Origin of the sequence: Hwanghaeella grinnelliae (assembly GCF_004005845.1) — a bacterium.
Taxonomy (GTDB): domain Bacteria; phylum Pseudomonadota; class Alphaproteobacteria; order UBA8366; family Aestuariispiraceae; genus Hwanghaeella; species Hwanghaeella grinnelliae.
The window spans coordinates 907,445-921,506 of the sequence record NZ_SADE01000002.1 but is presented as its reverse complement, the minus strand read 5'-3'; the positions used below and the strand labels follow the sequence as shown (position 1 = coordinate 921,506).

The 14,062-nt window shown below is 59.9% G+C and carries 13 protein-coding genes; 5 read left to right on the top strand and 8 right to left on the bottom strand.

Annotation, left to right across the window (positions count from 1 at the left end; all coding sequences use genetic code 11):
- Nucleotides 1–93: 93 nt before the first annotated feature.
- Complete coding sequence (locus EOI86_RS14970) at nucleotides 94–1,050, bottom strand: acetyl-CoA carboxylase carboxyltransferase subunit alpha (protein ID WP_127765969.1); 957 nt, start codon at nucleotides 1,048–1,050, stop codon at nucleotides 94–96.
- A gap of 174 nt (nucleotides 1,051–1,224) precedes the next feature.
- Complete coding sequence (locus EOI86_RS14965) at nucleotides 1,225–2,157, bottom strand: LysR family transcriptional regulator (RefSeq protein WP_205032209.1); 933 nt, start codon at nucleotides 2,155–2,157, stop codon at nucleotides 1,225–1,227.
- 98 nt (nucleotides 2,158–2,255) lie between these two features.
- On the opposite strand from EOI86_RS14965, the gene EOI86_RS14960 reads away from it, so the two are divergent.
- Nucleotides 2,256–3,161, top strand: a complete 906-nt coding sequence (locus tag EOI86_RS14960; RefSeq protein WP_127765968.1) for a PhzF family phenazine biosynthesis protein — start codon at nucleotides 2,256–2,258, stop codon at nucleotides 3,159–3,161.
- A 37-nt stretch (nucleotides 3,162–3,198) separates the two neighbouring features.
- On the opposite strand, the gene xerD is transcribed toward EOI86_RS14960, so the two are convergent.
- From xerD to EOI86_RS24620, 3 genes are read right to left on the bottom strand one after another with little or no spacing between them, the layout of a single operon-like run.
- Complete coding sequence (xerD, locus tag EOI86_RS14955) at nucleotides 3,199–4,149, bottom strand: site-specific tyrosine recombinase XerD (RefSeq protein ID WP_127765967.1); 951 nt, start codon at nucleotides 4,147–4,149, stop codon at nucleotides 3,199–3,201.
- Nucleotides 4,150–4,157: 8 nt separating this feature from the next.
- Nucleotides 4,158–6,158 (bottom strand): hypothetical protein, encoded by a 2,001-nt coding sequence (locus EOI86_RS14950; protein ID WP_127765966.1) that lies wholly within the window; start codon nucleotides 6,156–6,158, stop codon nucleotides 4,158–4,160.
- Nucleotides 6,139–6,279, bottom strand: coding sequence for a hypothetical protein (locus EOI86_RS24620; protein ID WP_193555790.1), 141 nt, complete (start codon nucleotides 6,277–6,279; stop codon nucleotides 6,139–6,141). Before EOI86_RS24620 ends, EOI86_RS14950 begins: the two co-directional genes overlap by 20 nt.
- A 323-nt stretch (nucleotides 6,280–6,602) precedes the next feature.
- Here EOI86_RS24620 and EOI86_RS14945 point away from each other — a divergent pair, with 323 nt between their 5' ends.
- From EOI86_RS14945 to EOI86_RS14930, 4 genes are all read left to right on the top strand, one after another.
- A complete protein-coding gene (locus EOI86_RS14945; protein WP_127765965.1) occupies nucleotides 6,603–7,184 on the top strand; it encodes a shikimate kinase in 582 nt (193 codons plus the stop codon).
- A gap of 4 nt (nucleotides 7,185–7,188) precedes the next feature.
- The gene (gene aroB, locus EOI86_RS14940; protein ID WP_127765964.1) at nucleotides 7,189–8,349 is read left to right on the top strand and encodes a 3-dehydroquinate synthase; all 1,161 of its coding nucleotides are present in this window, start codon (nucleotides 7,189–7,191) and stop codon (nucleotides 8,347–8,349) included.
- A gap of 114 nt (nucleotides 8,350–8,463) precedes the next feature.
- Complete coding sequence (locus EOI86_RS14935; RefSeq protein WP_127765963.1) at nucleotides 8,464–9,801, top strand: HlyC/CorC family transporter; 1,338 nt, start codon at nucleotides 8,464–8,466, stop codon at nucleotides 9,799–9,801.
- A gap of 57 nt (nucleotides 9,802–9,858) precedes the next feature.
- On the top strand, nucleotides 9,859–10,431 hold the full coding sequence (locus EOI86_RS14930; RefSeq protein ID WP_127765962.1) for a DUF2889 domain-containing protein: 573 nt from the start codon (nucleotides 9,859–9,861) through the stop codon (nucleotides 10,429–10,431).
- 29 nt (nucleotides 10,432–10,460) lie between these two features.
- On the opposite strand, the gene EOI86_RS14925 is transcribed toward EOI86_RS14930, so the two are convergent.
- From EOI86_RS14925 to EOI86_RS14915, 3 genes are all read right to left on the bottom strand, one after another.
- Nucleotides 10,461–11,918, bottom strand: coding sequence for a methyl-accepting chemotaxis protein (locus EOI86_RS14925; protein WP_127765961.1), 1,458 nt, complete (start codon nucleotides 11,916–11,918; stop codon nucleotides 10,461–10,463).
- Complete coding sequence (locus EOI86_RS14920; protein WP_127765960.1) at nucleotides 11,915–12,286, bottom strand: hypothetical protein; 372 nt, start codon at nucleotides 12,284–12,286, stop codon at nucleotides 11,915–11,917. Before EOI86_RS14920 ends, EOI86_RS14925 begins: the two co-directional genes overlap by 4 nt.
- A gap of 176 nt (nucleotides 12,287–12,462) precedes the next feature.
- The gene (locus EOI86_RS14915) at nucleotides 12,463–13,950 is read right to left on the bottom strand and encodes a helix-turn-helix domain-containing protein (protein ID WP_127765959.1); all 1,488 of its coding nucleotides are present in this window, start codon (nucleotides 13,948–13,950) and stop codon (nucleotides 12,463–12,465) included.
- Nucleotides 13,951–14,062 lie beyond the last annotated feature (112 nt).

The window sequence follows — 14,062 nt, the reverse complement described above, 5'->3', positions numbered from 1 at the left end:
TTGATCACCGACCAATCACAGATCGGCGACGGCCGGTTCAAGATCGGGCCGGACGTGGATCCCGAAATTCAAATCGCAACAAGATCTATGAGATCAGGAAAGACCGTGCCGGCCCATGGCCAGGAATTTTTCCCGCCGCCGCGCCCGCAGCGCGCCCGGCTCCATGGCGCACAGATCGGTCAGCGCCGCTTCTATCTCATCGCTGACTTTATCGACCGCCTCGTCCGGTTCGCGATGAGCGCCGCCGACGGGTTCCTTGATCACCCTGTCGATGACTTTCAGCTTTTCCAGATCCTGCGCGGTCAGGCGCAGAGCTTCGGCGGCGGTTTGTGCCTCTTCCGCGCTACGCCATAGAATAGAGGCGCATCCTTCAGGCGAAATCACGGAATAGACTGAATTTTCCAGCATGAAGACGGCATCGCCCGCTGCAAGAGCTATGGCCCCGCCCGACCCCCCTTCGCCGATGATGGTGGCGACAAGGGGCACACGAATATTAAGGCAAAGCTCGATCGACCGCGCGATGGCTTCAGATTGGCCGCGTTCCTCGGCACCGACGCCGGGATAGGCACCGGGCGTATCAACCAAGGTAATGACGGGCAGCTGGAATCGCTCCGCCAGTTCCATCAACCGCTGCGCCTTGCGATAGCCTTCTGGGCGGGCCATTCCGAAATTATGCTTGATCCGCGCCTGCGTATCGCCGCCCTTCTCATGGCCGATAACGACACAGGACCGTCCGCGAAACCGGCCTATCCCACCGAGAATGGCATGGTCATCGGCAAACGACCGGTCGCCCGACAAGGGTTGGTAGTCGGTGAACATCCGGGACACATAATTCTTGAAGTGAGGGCGATCCGGGTGCCGGGCCACCTGAACCTTCTGCCAGGGCGTCAATTTCGCGTAGGTCGTCGTGATCAACCTATCGACCTTTGTCTGCAGCTTGCCGACCTCGTCGGCGATATTCACCTCACCCGTATCGGCCAGGTGGCGCAGTTCTTCGATCTTGCCTTCCAGTTCGGCAATCGGTTGTTCAAAATCCAGAAAATTGCGCATCGTCGGACGCTATCCTCAGTCAAGGGCCATCGGTAAAGACCCGGATCACCGGCCCCGCATCATTGCCAGCCAGGAAATGTATATGGTTTTAGGTAACGAGCGCCCCCCGCGAATGCAAGGGTAGGGCGGGTTTGGAAAAATGCAAATCTGCCGGTCGACTTATTTAAACGGCGGCTAAAGGCCTAGCTCAAAACCGGTGGCGTGTTTTGGCACCTCGCCCAACAGCCAATCGCGCAACCGCTTGAATTCCGGCTCATGCGCGAAAGTGGGCGGACAAACCAACCAGGTCGCCGCGCGCGATAGCAATTGCGGCCCGAACGAACGAAGGTATCCAGCCTCCAAATCCTGTTCGATCAGCAAAGTCCGGCCCAAACCAATCCCCATTCCGCTGACAGCGGCCTGCAACATCAGATCGGCACGGTCGAACATCTGGTCGATGGGGATGTTCCGATCGTCCATACCCAGTCCTGCAAAATAGTCACGCCAAGAATATCCCGTGCCGTCACGGGCGCCGCGCCGGTCCTCCAGAAAGGCAAGATCCCGTGGGCTGGCCGCGTCCCGGAAGTCCACCAATTCCGGTCGATAGGCATGGCTCGCGACCGGCTGCAGGAAACTCGCCGCCAAGCGCACGCAATGAAGCCCAGGGTAAGGGCCGATGCCGTACCGGACCGCCGCGTCCAGCTCCGTCACTCGGAAATCCTCCAGATTGTCCCCGACCTCCAAGGATATCTCCAAACCCTCTACCCGCGCCCGCGGCAGGGCCGGAAACAACCATTTCGTCGCTAATGAAGAAGGTAGCGCCAGCCGGATCCGTCCGGTCGCGGCGCGCCGGTTCAAGCGATCGAACGCCACTTCGAACGATGTGGTCGCGGAGATGGCCGCCTCACACAGGATACGGCCGGCCTGCGTCGGCCGGACGCTGCGCGTGGTTCGGTCGAACAGCCGCAGGCCCAACTGTTCCTCCAGCGCGCGGATCCGGTGGCTGACCGCAGTCTGGTGAATGCCGAGCCTTTCCGCCGCTTTTGTGAAACTACCCGTGGCCGCGACCGCGGCGAGATAGGGTGCCGCCTGAATCGCGATATCCAGTTTTCGCATCGGATTATTCATGAGAATTACTCATGGATATATGAAATGGAAAGTCTAACCAAAATTCAGTCAATTGGCCATATATCCTACATAAACCTCAACTCTAAAAGGATATTGTCATGAATTCAGCTATTGAAAATGAGCGCCTGGTTACCGTCCAAATCGTCAATGCCTTCGTGCAGGACGGCCAAGGCGGCAACCCGGCCGGCGTTCTGCTGGACGCGGACGGTTTAAGCGATGACGACATGCAGACAATTGCCGCGGGCATGGGGTTGTCCGAAACGGCCTTCGTTTCCAAATCGGCGACCGAGGGGTTCAAGCTCGACTTCTTCACACCCAACCGGCGCATCCCCCATTGTGGGCATGCAACGATCGCGGCATTTTCCCTGCTGCTTCAGAACGGCCGGGTCGGCGATGGCGAAACGTCGAAGGAAACGGTCGATGGCCCGCGAAAGATCGTCATCAAGGATGGCAAACCTTTCATGGAGCAATTGGCGCCGCGCTTCGCCGATCCGGAAGCCTGGAACAGCGTCACCCTGGCGGACGTCCTGTCTTCTCTGTCGCTGACCGAAGATGATCTAGACCCGCGCGCCAAGCCATCCCGCGTCGATACTGGGAACGGCTCTCTACAGATCGGCGTGAAAAGCGATGCGTTGCTGAGGGCACTGTCGCCGGACCAGGACGCCATCGCGAAGATCAGCGCGGCGCTTGATATCGTCGGTTTCTACGTTTTCACGACGGATGACGCGGCCACGCCGCACGACGCGGCGGCGCGCATGTTCGCCCCGCACTACGGAATCCCCGAAGAAGCTGCGACGGGGATGATGGCCGGCGCCTTGGCAGGCTATCTGTACGAACGGGTCGGCATACGGAAACCCCATTTCGTGATCGAACAGGGCGGTTATATGGACCCGCCGTCGCCCAGCCTGTTGACCGTGGAACTGGACCTGCTTGATGGTGCGATACAGGGTCTGATGGCAGGCGGCAGCGGCAAGGTCATGGATCGACGAACCGTGCAATTCTAGTCCGGCCGGTAACGCGACGTCGGGGCGGGTCGACCGGTCAATCCGCGCGTAGGCGGGTGGCCAAGGGATGATTCGCCTCGACGAGCGCCTTCAACCTTTCTTCCTGCACATGGGTGTAGATCTGGGTCGTTGAGATATCCGCATGGCCCAGAAGCTGCTGTACCACACGCAGATCCGCTCCGTTGGCCAGCAAATGGCTGGCAAAGGCGTGGCGCAGTACATGCGGGCTGACCTTGGCGGGGTCCAACCCGGCGTCAAGCGCCAGTTCCTTCAGCACTTGCCCGAACCGTTGCCGGGTCAAATGCCCTTCCTTTCCGCGTGACGGAAACATAAAGGGAGACTCCGCCCCGTCCGGTATATGGGCCGGGCGGTCCTCCAGATAGGCGTTGATGGCAAGACGGGCCGGCAGGCTGATCGGCACAATCCGTTCCTTGCCACCCTTGCCCTTGATCAGCAGGAAGGGTTCGTCCCGAAGCACCGCGGACAGAGGCAGGGTTACCAATTCGCTGACCCGCATGCCTGTGGCGTAGAGAAGCTCCAACAAACATTGAATCCGCGTGCCGTCAGGCTCGACATTCGCTTCAGCGGCAGCCAGCAGGCGATCGACATCCTCCTCCGTCATGATTTTCGGCAGGGGACGGCCACGCCTGGGTGCATCAATGACAACGGTCGGGTCATCCTGACGGATCGCCTCAGCGAACAGGAACTTGTGGAACTGGCGCAAGGATGAAAGCCGGCGCGCGGCGGTAGATGCCTTCACCCCCTGCTTGGAAAGAGCGGCCAGATAGGCGCGGATATGGTCGCTATCCGCCGTGTCGGCCGAGCAGTTTCTGGCTTTTAGGAACCCGCAGTAATCGATCAGATCGCGCCGGTAGGCTTCTATTGTGTTCGCGGCGGCCCCGCGTTCCACCATCAACATTTCCAGGAACGGTTCGACGAACCGCGGCAACCTCACCTCGGCGGCCGGTTCTACGGTTTGGCCCACCATGACGGATGTCACATACCGGCGCCGAGTGCCGCGGCAAGGGCGAGGTCCCTGGCGTCGCGTGGCAGACCGACCGCCGCAAGCGATTGAACCACCGACCCCATCGTTTGCGCCGCCGCAAGCGCGGGTCCGGCATCACCCAACATTACCAGGGCCAGCAACACGGTTTCACCCTGGCGCAAGCCGCTGGCGGATTGTGCGATCGCCCGGGTCAGGGATGCATTCGGCATGCGCTGAAAATCGGGCTCCGCAGTGAGCAGCAGGTCTTCCCATGCCTTTTCCGGAACCGCTTCGCCCAAGGCTTCGAACAGCGAATAAAGAAGGGTGGTCCGTCGAACCACTTCTTCCGGCGCGGTGAACTGCTGCATCTCTTTCCATCGGGCAAGCGCATCCCGGCCCAGCCGGTCAAGAACCCGGTCGCCCGCCAGGCGAGAAACGGCCCACAGGCGGAGCGCATCCTGTTCAGCCACGGGATCGCGCAAGGCTTCCGTGCGCAGGATTTCAGCCCAGTTTCGCGCCTCAGACGGGTCACCCGCCAAATAGAGCGCGCGCGCCGCATTGTTCGCCAACCACCACAGTTCGCGTTGCGGCGGGATTGAGGAAATCAGCGGAAGGTAGGCCCGGTTCAAAAGGGCCGTACGCCCTTCCCGCTTGGCGATATCGAAAGCCTTGCGGAGCAGTTCCGCCCGGGCAACCGTATTCTCCTGGCTCAAGGCAGCTTGATACAACAGCGCCCGTCCCAGCGCGCCACCGATCTCTTCCGCGCCCGAGAATGCGGTCGAGAGCATTTCAGGTTCGAACTGAACATCGGCATAGAGCGCTGTGAGTTCGTCGGGCGGCAATCGGCCGATTTGCACCAAATCCTCCGCCGCTTGCAGACGATCCACCGGGTCGTTGCCTGGCGCCAACGCGATTATCCGTTGAATAGCGGGGCCCGCTTCCGCCGCCGCGCCTTCCGGCCAAGAAAGTTTGGCCGTCCGCACCATGGCAACTTCCAGCGCGTCCGGCTTGCCCAGCGTCGTCACCGGCGCCGATTTGGTGCCGATGAAGTGACTGAGTAAATTCAGGAACGGTTGGTCGTCCGCGCCGCCTTCCTCCCGGATCAGCGTCGCACCAAACTCCGCGCCGGCCGTATCGCCGGCGACCGCCTTGCAGAACACAGACGCTTTCAGCCAGAACATGTCGTCCGCGGGCGGCGATGCGGTCAGGGCACAGGCACCCGGCAGATCATCCCGCAATAGACGCGATTCCAGAAGCAACCGCTGAACTTCCGGATCGTCGGTGCGGCTGGGGGCGGCCTGAATCAACGCGTCCAGATCTTCCAGCAATCCCATTTCCAACAAAGCCTTGAGGCGTAGATCCAGCAGCGAGGATCCCGATCCATTGCCACCAGCAGAATCCGTAACCGAGGCACTTTCGGACGGGGTCCCTTGCGCGGAAGCCGTCTGGGACCCTGCGCCGAAGCCCGGCGAGGCATTCGCCCCTTGCGACGGTGCTGCATCCCCCTCAAGCGGGATCGCCGCACGGGATAGCAGCAATCGGCGCGTGATCTGCATCTGCACTTCCGAGACAGGGGCGGTCGGCAGACGCGCCATCAACGCATCGATCCGCGGGCGGGGGGTTCCGGTCCACATGTCGACCGGGAAACCACCGGTTCCCGCATCCAGAACGCCAACAGATTCCGGATCGATCCTTTTCAGCGATTGAACAGCGATACCGGAGCGTATCTCGACAGGTTCATCACTGGTTTGATCGGCATCCGGCAAGCCCAGCGGCACCAGCTGAATCGGGCCGGCGGCGGGAAGCGGGTCCTGGATCGTGCCCTGATCGGTAGGCGCGGATCCTGCGTTGCCCGGCGAGCCCAGCTCCAGCGGCTCTTCCACCGACGCCGGCGGCGTGATCGCCGTTTGCGCCAGCGCCGCAACCGGTGCCGTGAATCCAAGGCCGGCGGACAACAACAAAGCGCGCGGCAAATTGCCCGCGAAACGTCGGTCAGCGCGGGAAGCGGTCATCCGGCAGGACCCTCTCAACCGTTTGCGACGGGGCTGGGATGTCCCAGGTCGCCAAGAATACGGCACCACCGCCCAAAACGACGGCAAGCAGTGCGAATATGACCAGGATGAATTTGCCCATTTTTTACAGTCACTAATCGTTATTGTTCACCGCCGAACCGGCGATTTGGTCGAAACTTTCGGGGCGGACCGGCGCGAATTCCGGCCCATAAAGAACACCCGTCAACGCGGCGATTCGCGAAACAGGCCCCATCATTCCCAACCGGAGCGTGATTCGGCCAGCTTTTCCAGTACCGTTCCTACGCGCTTGCGGAACGCAAACCAAGCCTGCCCCCATCCGCCGGGATGCTTTACCCTAACGTCGGACTATGGCAATTCTGCGGCACTGGTTAAAGATCTTTGGGATGGAAATAGGCTGGCATCCCGCGGTAGCAAGAAAGTCGAATGGTGCGTCCTGAAGAACAGACCGTGGCCGGCACACCGGTTCTGCCGAAGACGATCGTTCTGATCGGAATGATGGGGGCCGGGAAATCGACGATCGGCCGGCAAATCGCCGAGCGACTTGGCGTTCCCTTTCGCGACGCCGACCGAGAGATAGAATTGGCCGCGGGCCGGACCATCCAGGAGATATTCGCCGAGTTCGGCGAAGAACATTTCAGAAGCGGTGAACGGCGGGTGATCGCCCGCCTGCTTGAGGACGAACCATTCGTCCTGGCAACCGGCGGCGGCGCTTTCATGGATGCCGAAACCCGGGCGGTTATAAAGGAAAAAGCCATCAGCGTTTGGCTTCGCGCCGAGTTCGATGTGTTGTGGGCGCGGGTCAGCAAAAGAGCGCACCGGCCACTGTTGAAGACCGCGGACCCGCAAAAAACGTTGAGGGATCTGATCGCCGCACGCTACCCGACATACGGTATGGCGGATATCACGGTCGAAAGTGCAGACGCGCCGAAAGACGTCACCGCACAGGAAGTCATTGCGGCCTTGCAGCCTTTTCTGACCGCCAATTCAAATTTGGAAGAGCAATAAGACGATGAACGCCTCCACCGCCCCCGTCGCGGATCTGCCGGAACCGCGCCGCGTCCCGGTCGCGCTCGGCGATCGCGCCTACGATATCTTGATCGGCGAAGACCTGATCCGCCGGACCGGCACCTTGATCAGACCGGTCCTGACGGGCAACCGCGTGATCGTGGTGACGGACGAAACGGTCGCCGGCCTGCATTTGAATACTTTGACCAAAAGCCTGGATGCTGCCGGGTTGGATCATACCGCTATTGTCCTGCCGCCGGGGGAAAGCACCAAAAGCTTCGATCGCTATGCAGGCTTGATGAACGAATTGCTGGCCCTTGGGCTGGAGCGGAAGACGACGATCTTGGCCTTCGGCGGCGGGGTGATCGGCGACTTGGCCGGTTTCGCGGCAGCCACGGCGCTTCGAGGCATTCCCTTTGTGCAGATTCCGACGACCTTGCTGGCCCAGGTGGACAGTTCCGTCGGCGGCAAAACCGCGATCAACGCGCCGGCAGGCAAAAACCTGGTCGGCGCGTTTTACCAGCCGCGCATGGTCCTCGCCGATACCGGCATTCTGGACAGTCTGCCTCGGCGTGAGTTGCTGGCCGGGTATGCGGAGGTCGTAAAGTACGGCGCACTTGGCGATCTTGCCTTTTTCGAATGGCTGGAACGGCACGGGGCAACCCTGATCGACGGCGATCCGATCGACGAGTGCAGGGCAGCCCGCGCGGAGGCAGTGGCACGAAGTTGTGCGGCAAAAGCGGCCATCGTGGCGCAGGACGAGCGCGAAGGCGGTCTTCGAGCCCTTTTGAACCTGGGTCACACTTTCGGCCACGCGCTTGAATCCCGGTTGGGCTATGGTCCGGATTTGCTGCATGGGGAAGCCGTCGCGATGGGCATGGCAATGGCTTTTTCCCTGTCGGTCCGCAAAGGCCTATGCAGCGGCCAGGACGCCGAAAGGCTCAACCGGCACATGGCTTCCGTCGGCCTGCGCCTGAAGCCGACCGACATCGCCGGCGTGGATTGGGACGTGGACGATCTGATCAAACGCATGTTCAAAGACAAGAAAGTCGAAGCTGGCCGGATCACCTTTATCCTTGCGCGCGGCCTGGGTGATGCCTTTATTACCGCCGATGTCGACGAGGCGGACCTGCGCGCGACGCTTGAAGACGCACTTGCCGACTAGCGCGTCATGGCGATATGGCCCTATTCTGCAGAAATGTTCCGCAGGAATTAGGCCGCATACCGGTTTTACGTCGAGTCTAAGAGTGCCCATTGGATATCCTATTGATCGATTTTGATGACCGAAACGACTGAAATTGTCCTGACAATCGGGGCCATATTACTGCTCTTGATCCTGTCGGCGTTCTTCTCCGGCTCGGAGACCGCGCTGACCGCCGCGTCGCGGGCCCGCATGCATCAGGCGGCAAGGCAAGGCAACAAACACGCGGATATGGTTCTGTCATTGATTGCCCAGCGTGACCGGCTGATCGGTGCAATCCTGCTAGGCAACAACCTGGTGAACATCCTGGCGTCGGCGCTCGCAACCAGCTTGTTGCTGCGCTTGGTCGGTGAAACCGGCGTCGTTTACGCGACCTTGTTGATGACGATGCTGGTGCTGATATTCGCGGAAGTCTTGCCCAAGACCTATGCGATCGCCCAATCGGAAAAGATGGCGTTGTTCGTTGCACCGACGATCCGCATGGTGATCATCGTCTTCTCTCCCGTCGTCACCGCCGTTCAGTTCATCGTACGAATGACATTGCGGACCTTCGGGATCGAGATTTCCCATGAAATCACGACGGAGCTGCACGAAGAGGAACTACGCGGCGTCATCGAATTGCATGAAGGGGAAGATCCGGAAATCCAGCAGGAACGTTCCATGTTGCGATCGATCCTGGAACTGGACGATGTCGAAGTCGGGGAAATCATGACCCACCGCCGGAACGTCGTGATGCTCGATGTGCAAAAGGATGTCGGCGAGAACGTCGACGCCGCCCTGGAAAGTCCCTTCACCCGGCTGCCGGTCTATCAGGACGAAGCGGACAATATCGTCGGCGTGTTGCACGCCAAGTCCCTGCTTCGCGAAGTCCGCGCCCGCAACGGCAATGTCGAGGATCTGGACTTGGCTGCCGTGGCGTCCGACCCTTGGTTCATCCCGGACAGCACCTCGCTGCTGGACCAGTTGGAAGCCTTCAAGAAACGGCGTGAGCATTTTGCAGTTGTCGTGGACGAATACGGCACCTTCATGGGCATCGTGACGCTGGAAGATATTCTGGAAGAGATCGTCGGCGATATCGACGACGAAACCGACGTCTCCATGCCAGGCGTGCGTCCGCAGCCGGACGGGTCCTATATTATCGACGGCACCGTCACGCTGCGCGACCTGAACCGCGATCTGGATTGGGAATTGCCGGACGACGATGCCTCGACAATCGCCGGCCTGGTATTGCACGAAGCCCGCATGATTCCGGAACCGGGGCAGAGTTTCGTCTTCCACGGCCTGCGGTTCGATATCCTGCGCCGTCAGCGCAACCAGATAACCGCCCTGAAGGTGACGCCAATGGCGGACGAAGACGAACAGGACCAGACAACGAACCCGTCGGATGAGACGACCCCATCCCGAGCCGCCGAATAGATCGGCGCGCCGTTCCCAGCAAGACGATGAGCCCAGGTTAGGTTAGGAGCACCCCCTATGCCGCTAAGCGAGCCAGCATCCCGCAAGCCACTCCATATCCGCAAATACGACATGCGTGGTTATATCCGTGAAGACGGTTTGTGGGATATCGAAGGACATATCCGCGACACGAAAGGATATTCCTACGAGAACAAATACCGCGGACATATGACGCCGGACGACGCCATCCACGACATGTCGATCCGATTGACCATCGACGATGATTTCGTGATCCAGGCGGTTGAAGCCGTAACCGATGGCAGCCCTTATATGGTCTGCACCGAAGTCCCGCCGAATTTCCAGCGCATGGTCGGCGCACAAATCGGCCCAGGCTGGCGCAAGACCATCCGCGAGCGCCTCGGCGGTGTATATGGGTGCACCCATATGGTCGAAATGCTCGGCGCGATGGCGACCGTTGCCTACCAGACCGCCTATAGTTCCAGCGCCCAAACCGGCAAGGGCGGGACGACGGCTGTCAGCGACAAGCCGGGCAAGCGACCGCGCCTGCTGAATTCCTGTCACGCCTATAGGGAAGACGGCCCCATCGTTAAACGGCAATACCCGGAGTTTTATACCGGTCCCGAGGAATAACCCATCGGCAAACTTGCAAAGGGGCGAAGTTAGGAGTCCCTGAGCGTTTTTACGAAACCGCCGAGGCGCGAATTCAACTCGTCGGAATGCGTGCTCAGCTTCGATGCGACGCCTTTCACATCCTGCGCCGCCGAGCTTGAGTCGTCCGCAATCCCACGAACACCGATCACGCCGTCGGCCGCCGCCTTGCTCTTGGACGAGACGGTGCCCATGGTTGAGGAAATCTCCTCCGTCGCGAGTTTCTGCTGATCGATCGACTGCCCGATCGCGCCAACTGTTTCTGCAACGGCGGAAATCGTTTCGCCGATACCCTGAATGGCGTTGACGGCACCGACGGACGCTTTCTGCATATCCTCGATCAGCTTGGAGATGTTTTCCGTGGCTTGCGCCGTTTGGCTGGCCAGCCCCTTCACCTCGTTCGCGACCACGGCAAAGCCCTTGCCCGCATCACCCGCACGAGCCGCTTCAATTGTCGCGTTGAGCGCGAGCAGATTGGTTTGTTCGGCGATATCCTCGATCAGACCAACGACTTCGCCGATCTTCGTTCCTGCATCCGCAAGGCCGGTGACCGCCTTGTTCGTGCTCTCTGCTTCGGTCACCGCTCTACGCGTCGCAGCGACTGAATCGCTTGCGAGGCGGCCGATTTCGACTGTCGCTTGATCCAGCTCTTCCACAGCCGCAGCGGTGCTGCCGACATCGCGGCCGGCATCCTCACTGGACTCTGCAGACCGGGCCGCTTGATTCCGCATCGTCTCGGCGGAACTCAACAGGCCGTCGGCGTGCCTCGTCAATTCATCCGAAGCAGTAGCGACGGATTTTGCGATTTCACCAATCTCCGTTTCAATAGAGGCTGCCACTTGGGCCAAGGTCTGCGCGCGCATCTTGTCCGCTTCGCGGCGTTGCGCTTCCTGTTCCGCCTGGGCGACGCGGACGGCATTTTCGGCTTCCGCTGCCTTTTCGAGTGCTTTCTCGCTTTCCACGAAGGCACGTCGGATACGATCGACGACCCAAATCAGAATGCCGGTTTCCAAAACCACGATGACCGCGTGCAGCACCACGCGGCCGAAATTGCTTCCATCGGGGAAAACGAATTCGGGCAGCAAGAAATTCAAGGTCAGGTGATGAACAGCGGTCACGCCGGCCGCAACGATCATGACCTGCCAACTGCACAATGCCGCCAGCATCGCCAAAGCCGCGAAGAAATACATATGCATATCGATCTGCCAAGGATCGCCCGCCATGGCATAGACCAACGCTGCCACATCACCGATGAAAGCGACCGCAATGACATACATGGTTTCATCCGCGGTCTTTCGCAGTGCCCACATCCCATAGGCCGCGGCGGCCAGGACCGCCGTGATGATGGTTGCCGGAATCCAAGGATCCCCCATCGCGATCAGGAACGCCGCGGTGACCGGGATATGTGCAATCAGATAATAAATCAGGATCCGGGCCGAATTTGCCTGAAGGGTCTGCAGGGCGTTCATGTATCAAATCCTCTATCGCTTTTTCCGCGACTGTTGGGAGATGCGTTCAACTGGGCTTGCAAGGTAGCGGGGTCACACCCACCGGCGACCAGGGCATTGAATACGAGCCACGCGCCGGACGCTTTCAGCACGGCGACGGGCGGTTCTGCCCCTGGGAATGACGCAACGATTATATTGTCCCAACGACCGGTGCGCTCGACACGGCCGCCGGCCTCGCCAACTGCGGTAACGGCTGCGATCAATGTGGTTTGCGGGGGAAACAAAATTGCCACCGTACCGCCTGCAGTCATCGGCGCACGCATCGCCATGGCAACCAACGCCACGGTGCAGAAGAGCGTCAAAACTGCTGCGGGAACGAATTTTTTCATCGCTTGTGTCCCCTCCCTAATCCGGTAACCCGATTGATGCCTCATAAAATGAAACAAGCTGGCACTGCGTTCAGGATCACCAGATCAGCCCGAACGCTATGCGGATTTAGTGTATTTTTTCTTAATGTGCGGCGACGAATACAGCCTCACCCGAAATCCAGTCGGTGTTACCGTCTCTATCGTGTCGGCAAAGGTTCGGCACTTGCCCCGGCGACATAAGGCGACGGCCCACGCATGTTCTCGTCGATGCGCGCGCGCAGATGGACCGGCGGATGGGCGCGTTGCGGGCAATCCATCCGGTCACAGATCCGGCAATTGACACCGATCGGCGCCGCCTTCGCGTCCGCCCCCAGGATCATGTTGTCGGAATAAACCATCTCGGCAGCGTGTTTCGCCTCGCAGCCAATGCCGATCGATACGATCCGGGGTTCCGACCCATGGCCGGCCCCGCCCTTGCGCACGGACCGGGCGATACAAAAATAACGCATCCCATCCGGTAATTCTGACATCTGCGCCTGGATCACGCCGGGCGACATGAAGGCGCTGTAAACGTTCCAGCGTGCGCAGGCCTCCCCGTGGCGCGGGATCGGCAGTCCGGACAGCGAAAACCGCTTTGAGATATTGCCGGCGACGTCGACCCGAAGCATGTGCAGCGGTATGCCCGCATTACCGGGTTTGTTCAGCGTGGTCAGGCGGTGGCAGACCTGTTCGAATTCAGCGGTGAAGCGATGTTGCAGCAATTCGATGTCGTATCTTGCCTCCCGCACGCTTTCCAGGAAGCGGTCATAGGGCATCAACAAAGCGGCCGCGAAATAATTGGCCAGCGCGACCTTTCCCAAAGCCCGGGTGTCCCGGTCCTTGATGTTGGCTTCCATCAACAGCATGTCGATCACCGGCCCCGCGGAAAGCAGACCGATTTGATGCGCCAGCTGGAACCGCCGGCTGCCCGTCGTCAGCCGTTCGGAAATACGCAACACCCTGCGCTCTGAATCATAATGGCGTTGGTAAGGAAAATCCGGCCCCACACGTGTCAGCGCGGTCTCCACATCATGCGCCGTATGCAGATAGTCAACCAGGGCGTCGCGGGACTGTGTCTCGACAATCCCTATTTCACGCCCGACACGCTCCGCCTCAAGCTCCAGGTCTTCGAAATAGTTGACGTGTTCCTGCACAAAATCGGAAATCGCTTCCGCCGGGGCGACGGCACTTAAGATCACGGGCTCCGCCTCCGCATCGATCGCCCTCGCGGCAAGGCTACGGATATCTGCCTGGGACTTGCGGTAAGCGTCATGCATGTGCAGCAACGCACGCGCGACATTCGGCACTGTCTCGACCAAGGCCCTGACATCGGAATTTGTCAGGTCGAGGTCTTCGAACATCTCGCTGCCTAGTACATCCATGATATCGGCAAAAAGTTGGGTTTCGTCGTCATCGGCCAGATGGGCGAAATCGATGTCGAAAATCTTCGCCAATTCCAGCAACAGAGTGGCGGTTAATTTGCGTTTGTTGTGCTCGATCAGGTTCAGGTAACTGGCGCTGACGCCAAGGCGTTCGGCCAGGGCCGTTTGGCTCAGGTTCTTATCGCGGCGGAGACGGCGGATCTTCCCGCCGATATTCAGGCCTTTCCCCGTGCCCTTTGCTTGGCTTTCCGATGCGCGCGCCATGTAAACCTCCTTTATTTACAAATTTTACAATTAGAAAATACTTTACACAATAGCCTTTTCAAAGAGTCCATGTGGAAAATGTTGCTGCGCTGCACTCCTTGTGAGAGCTTGC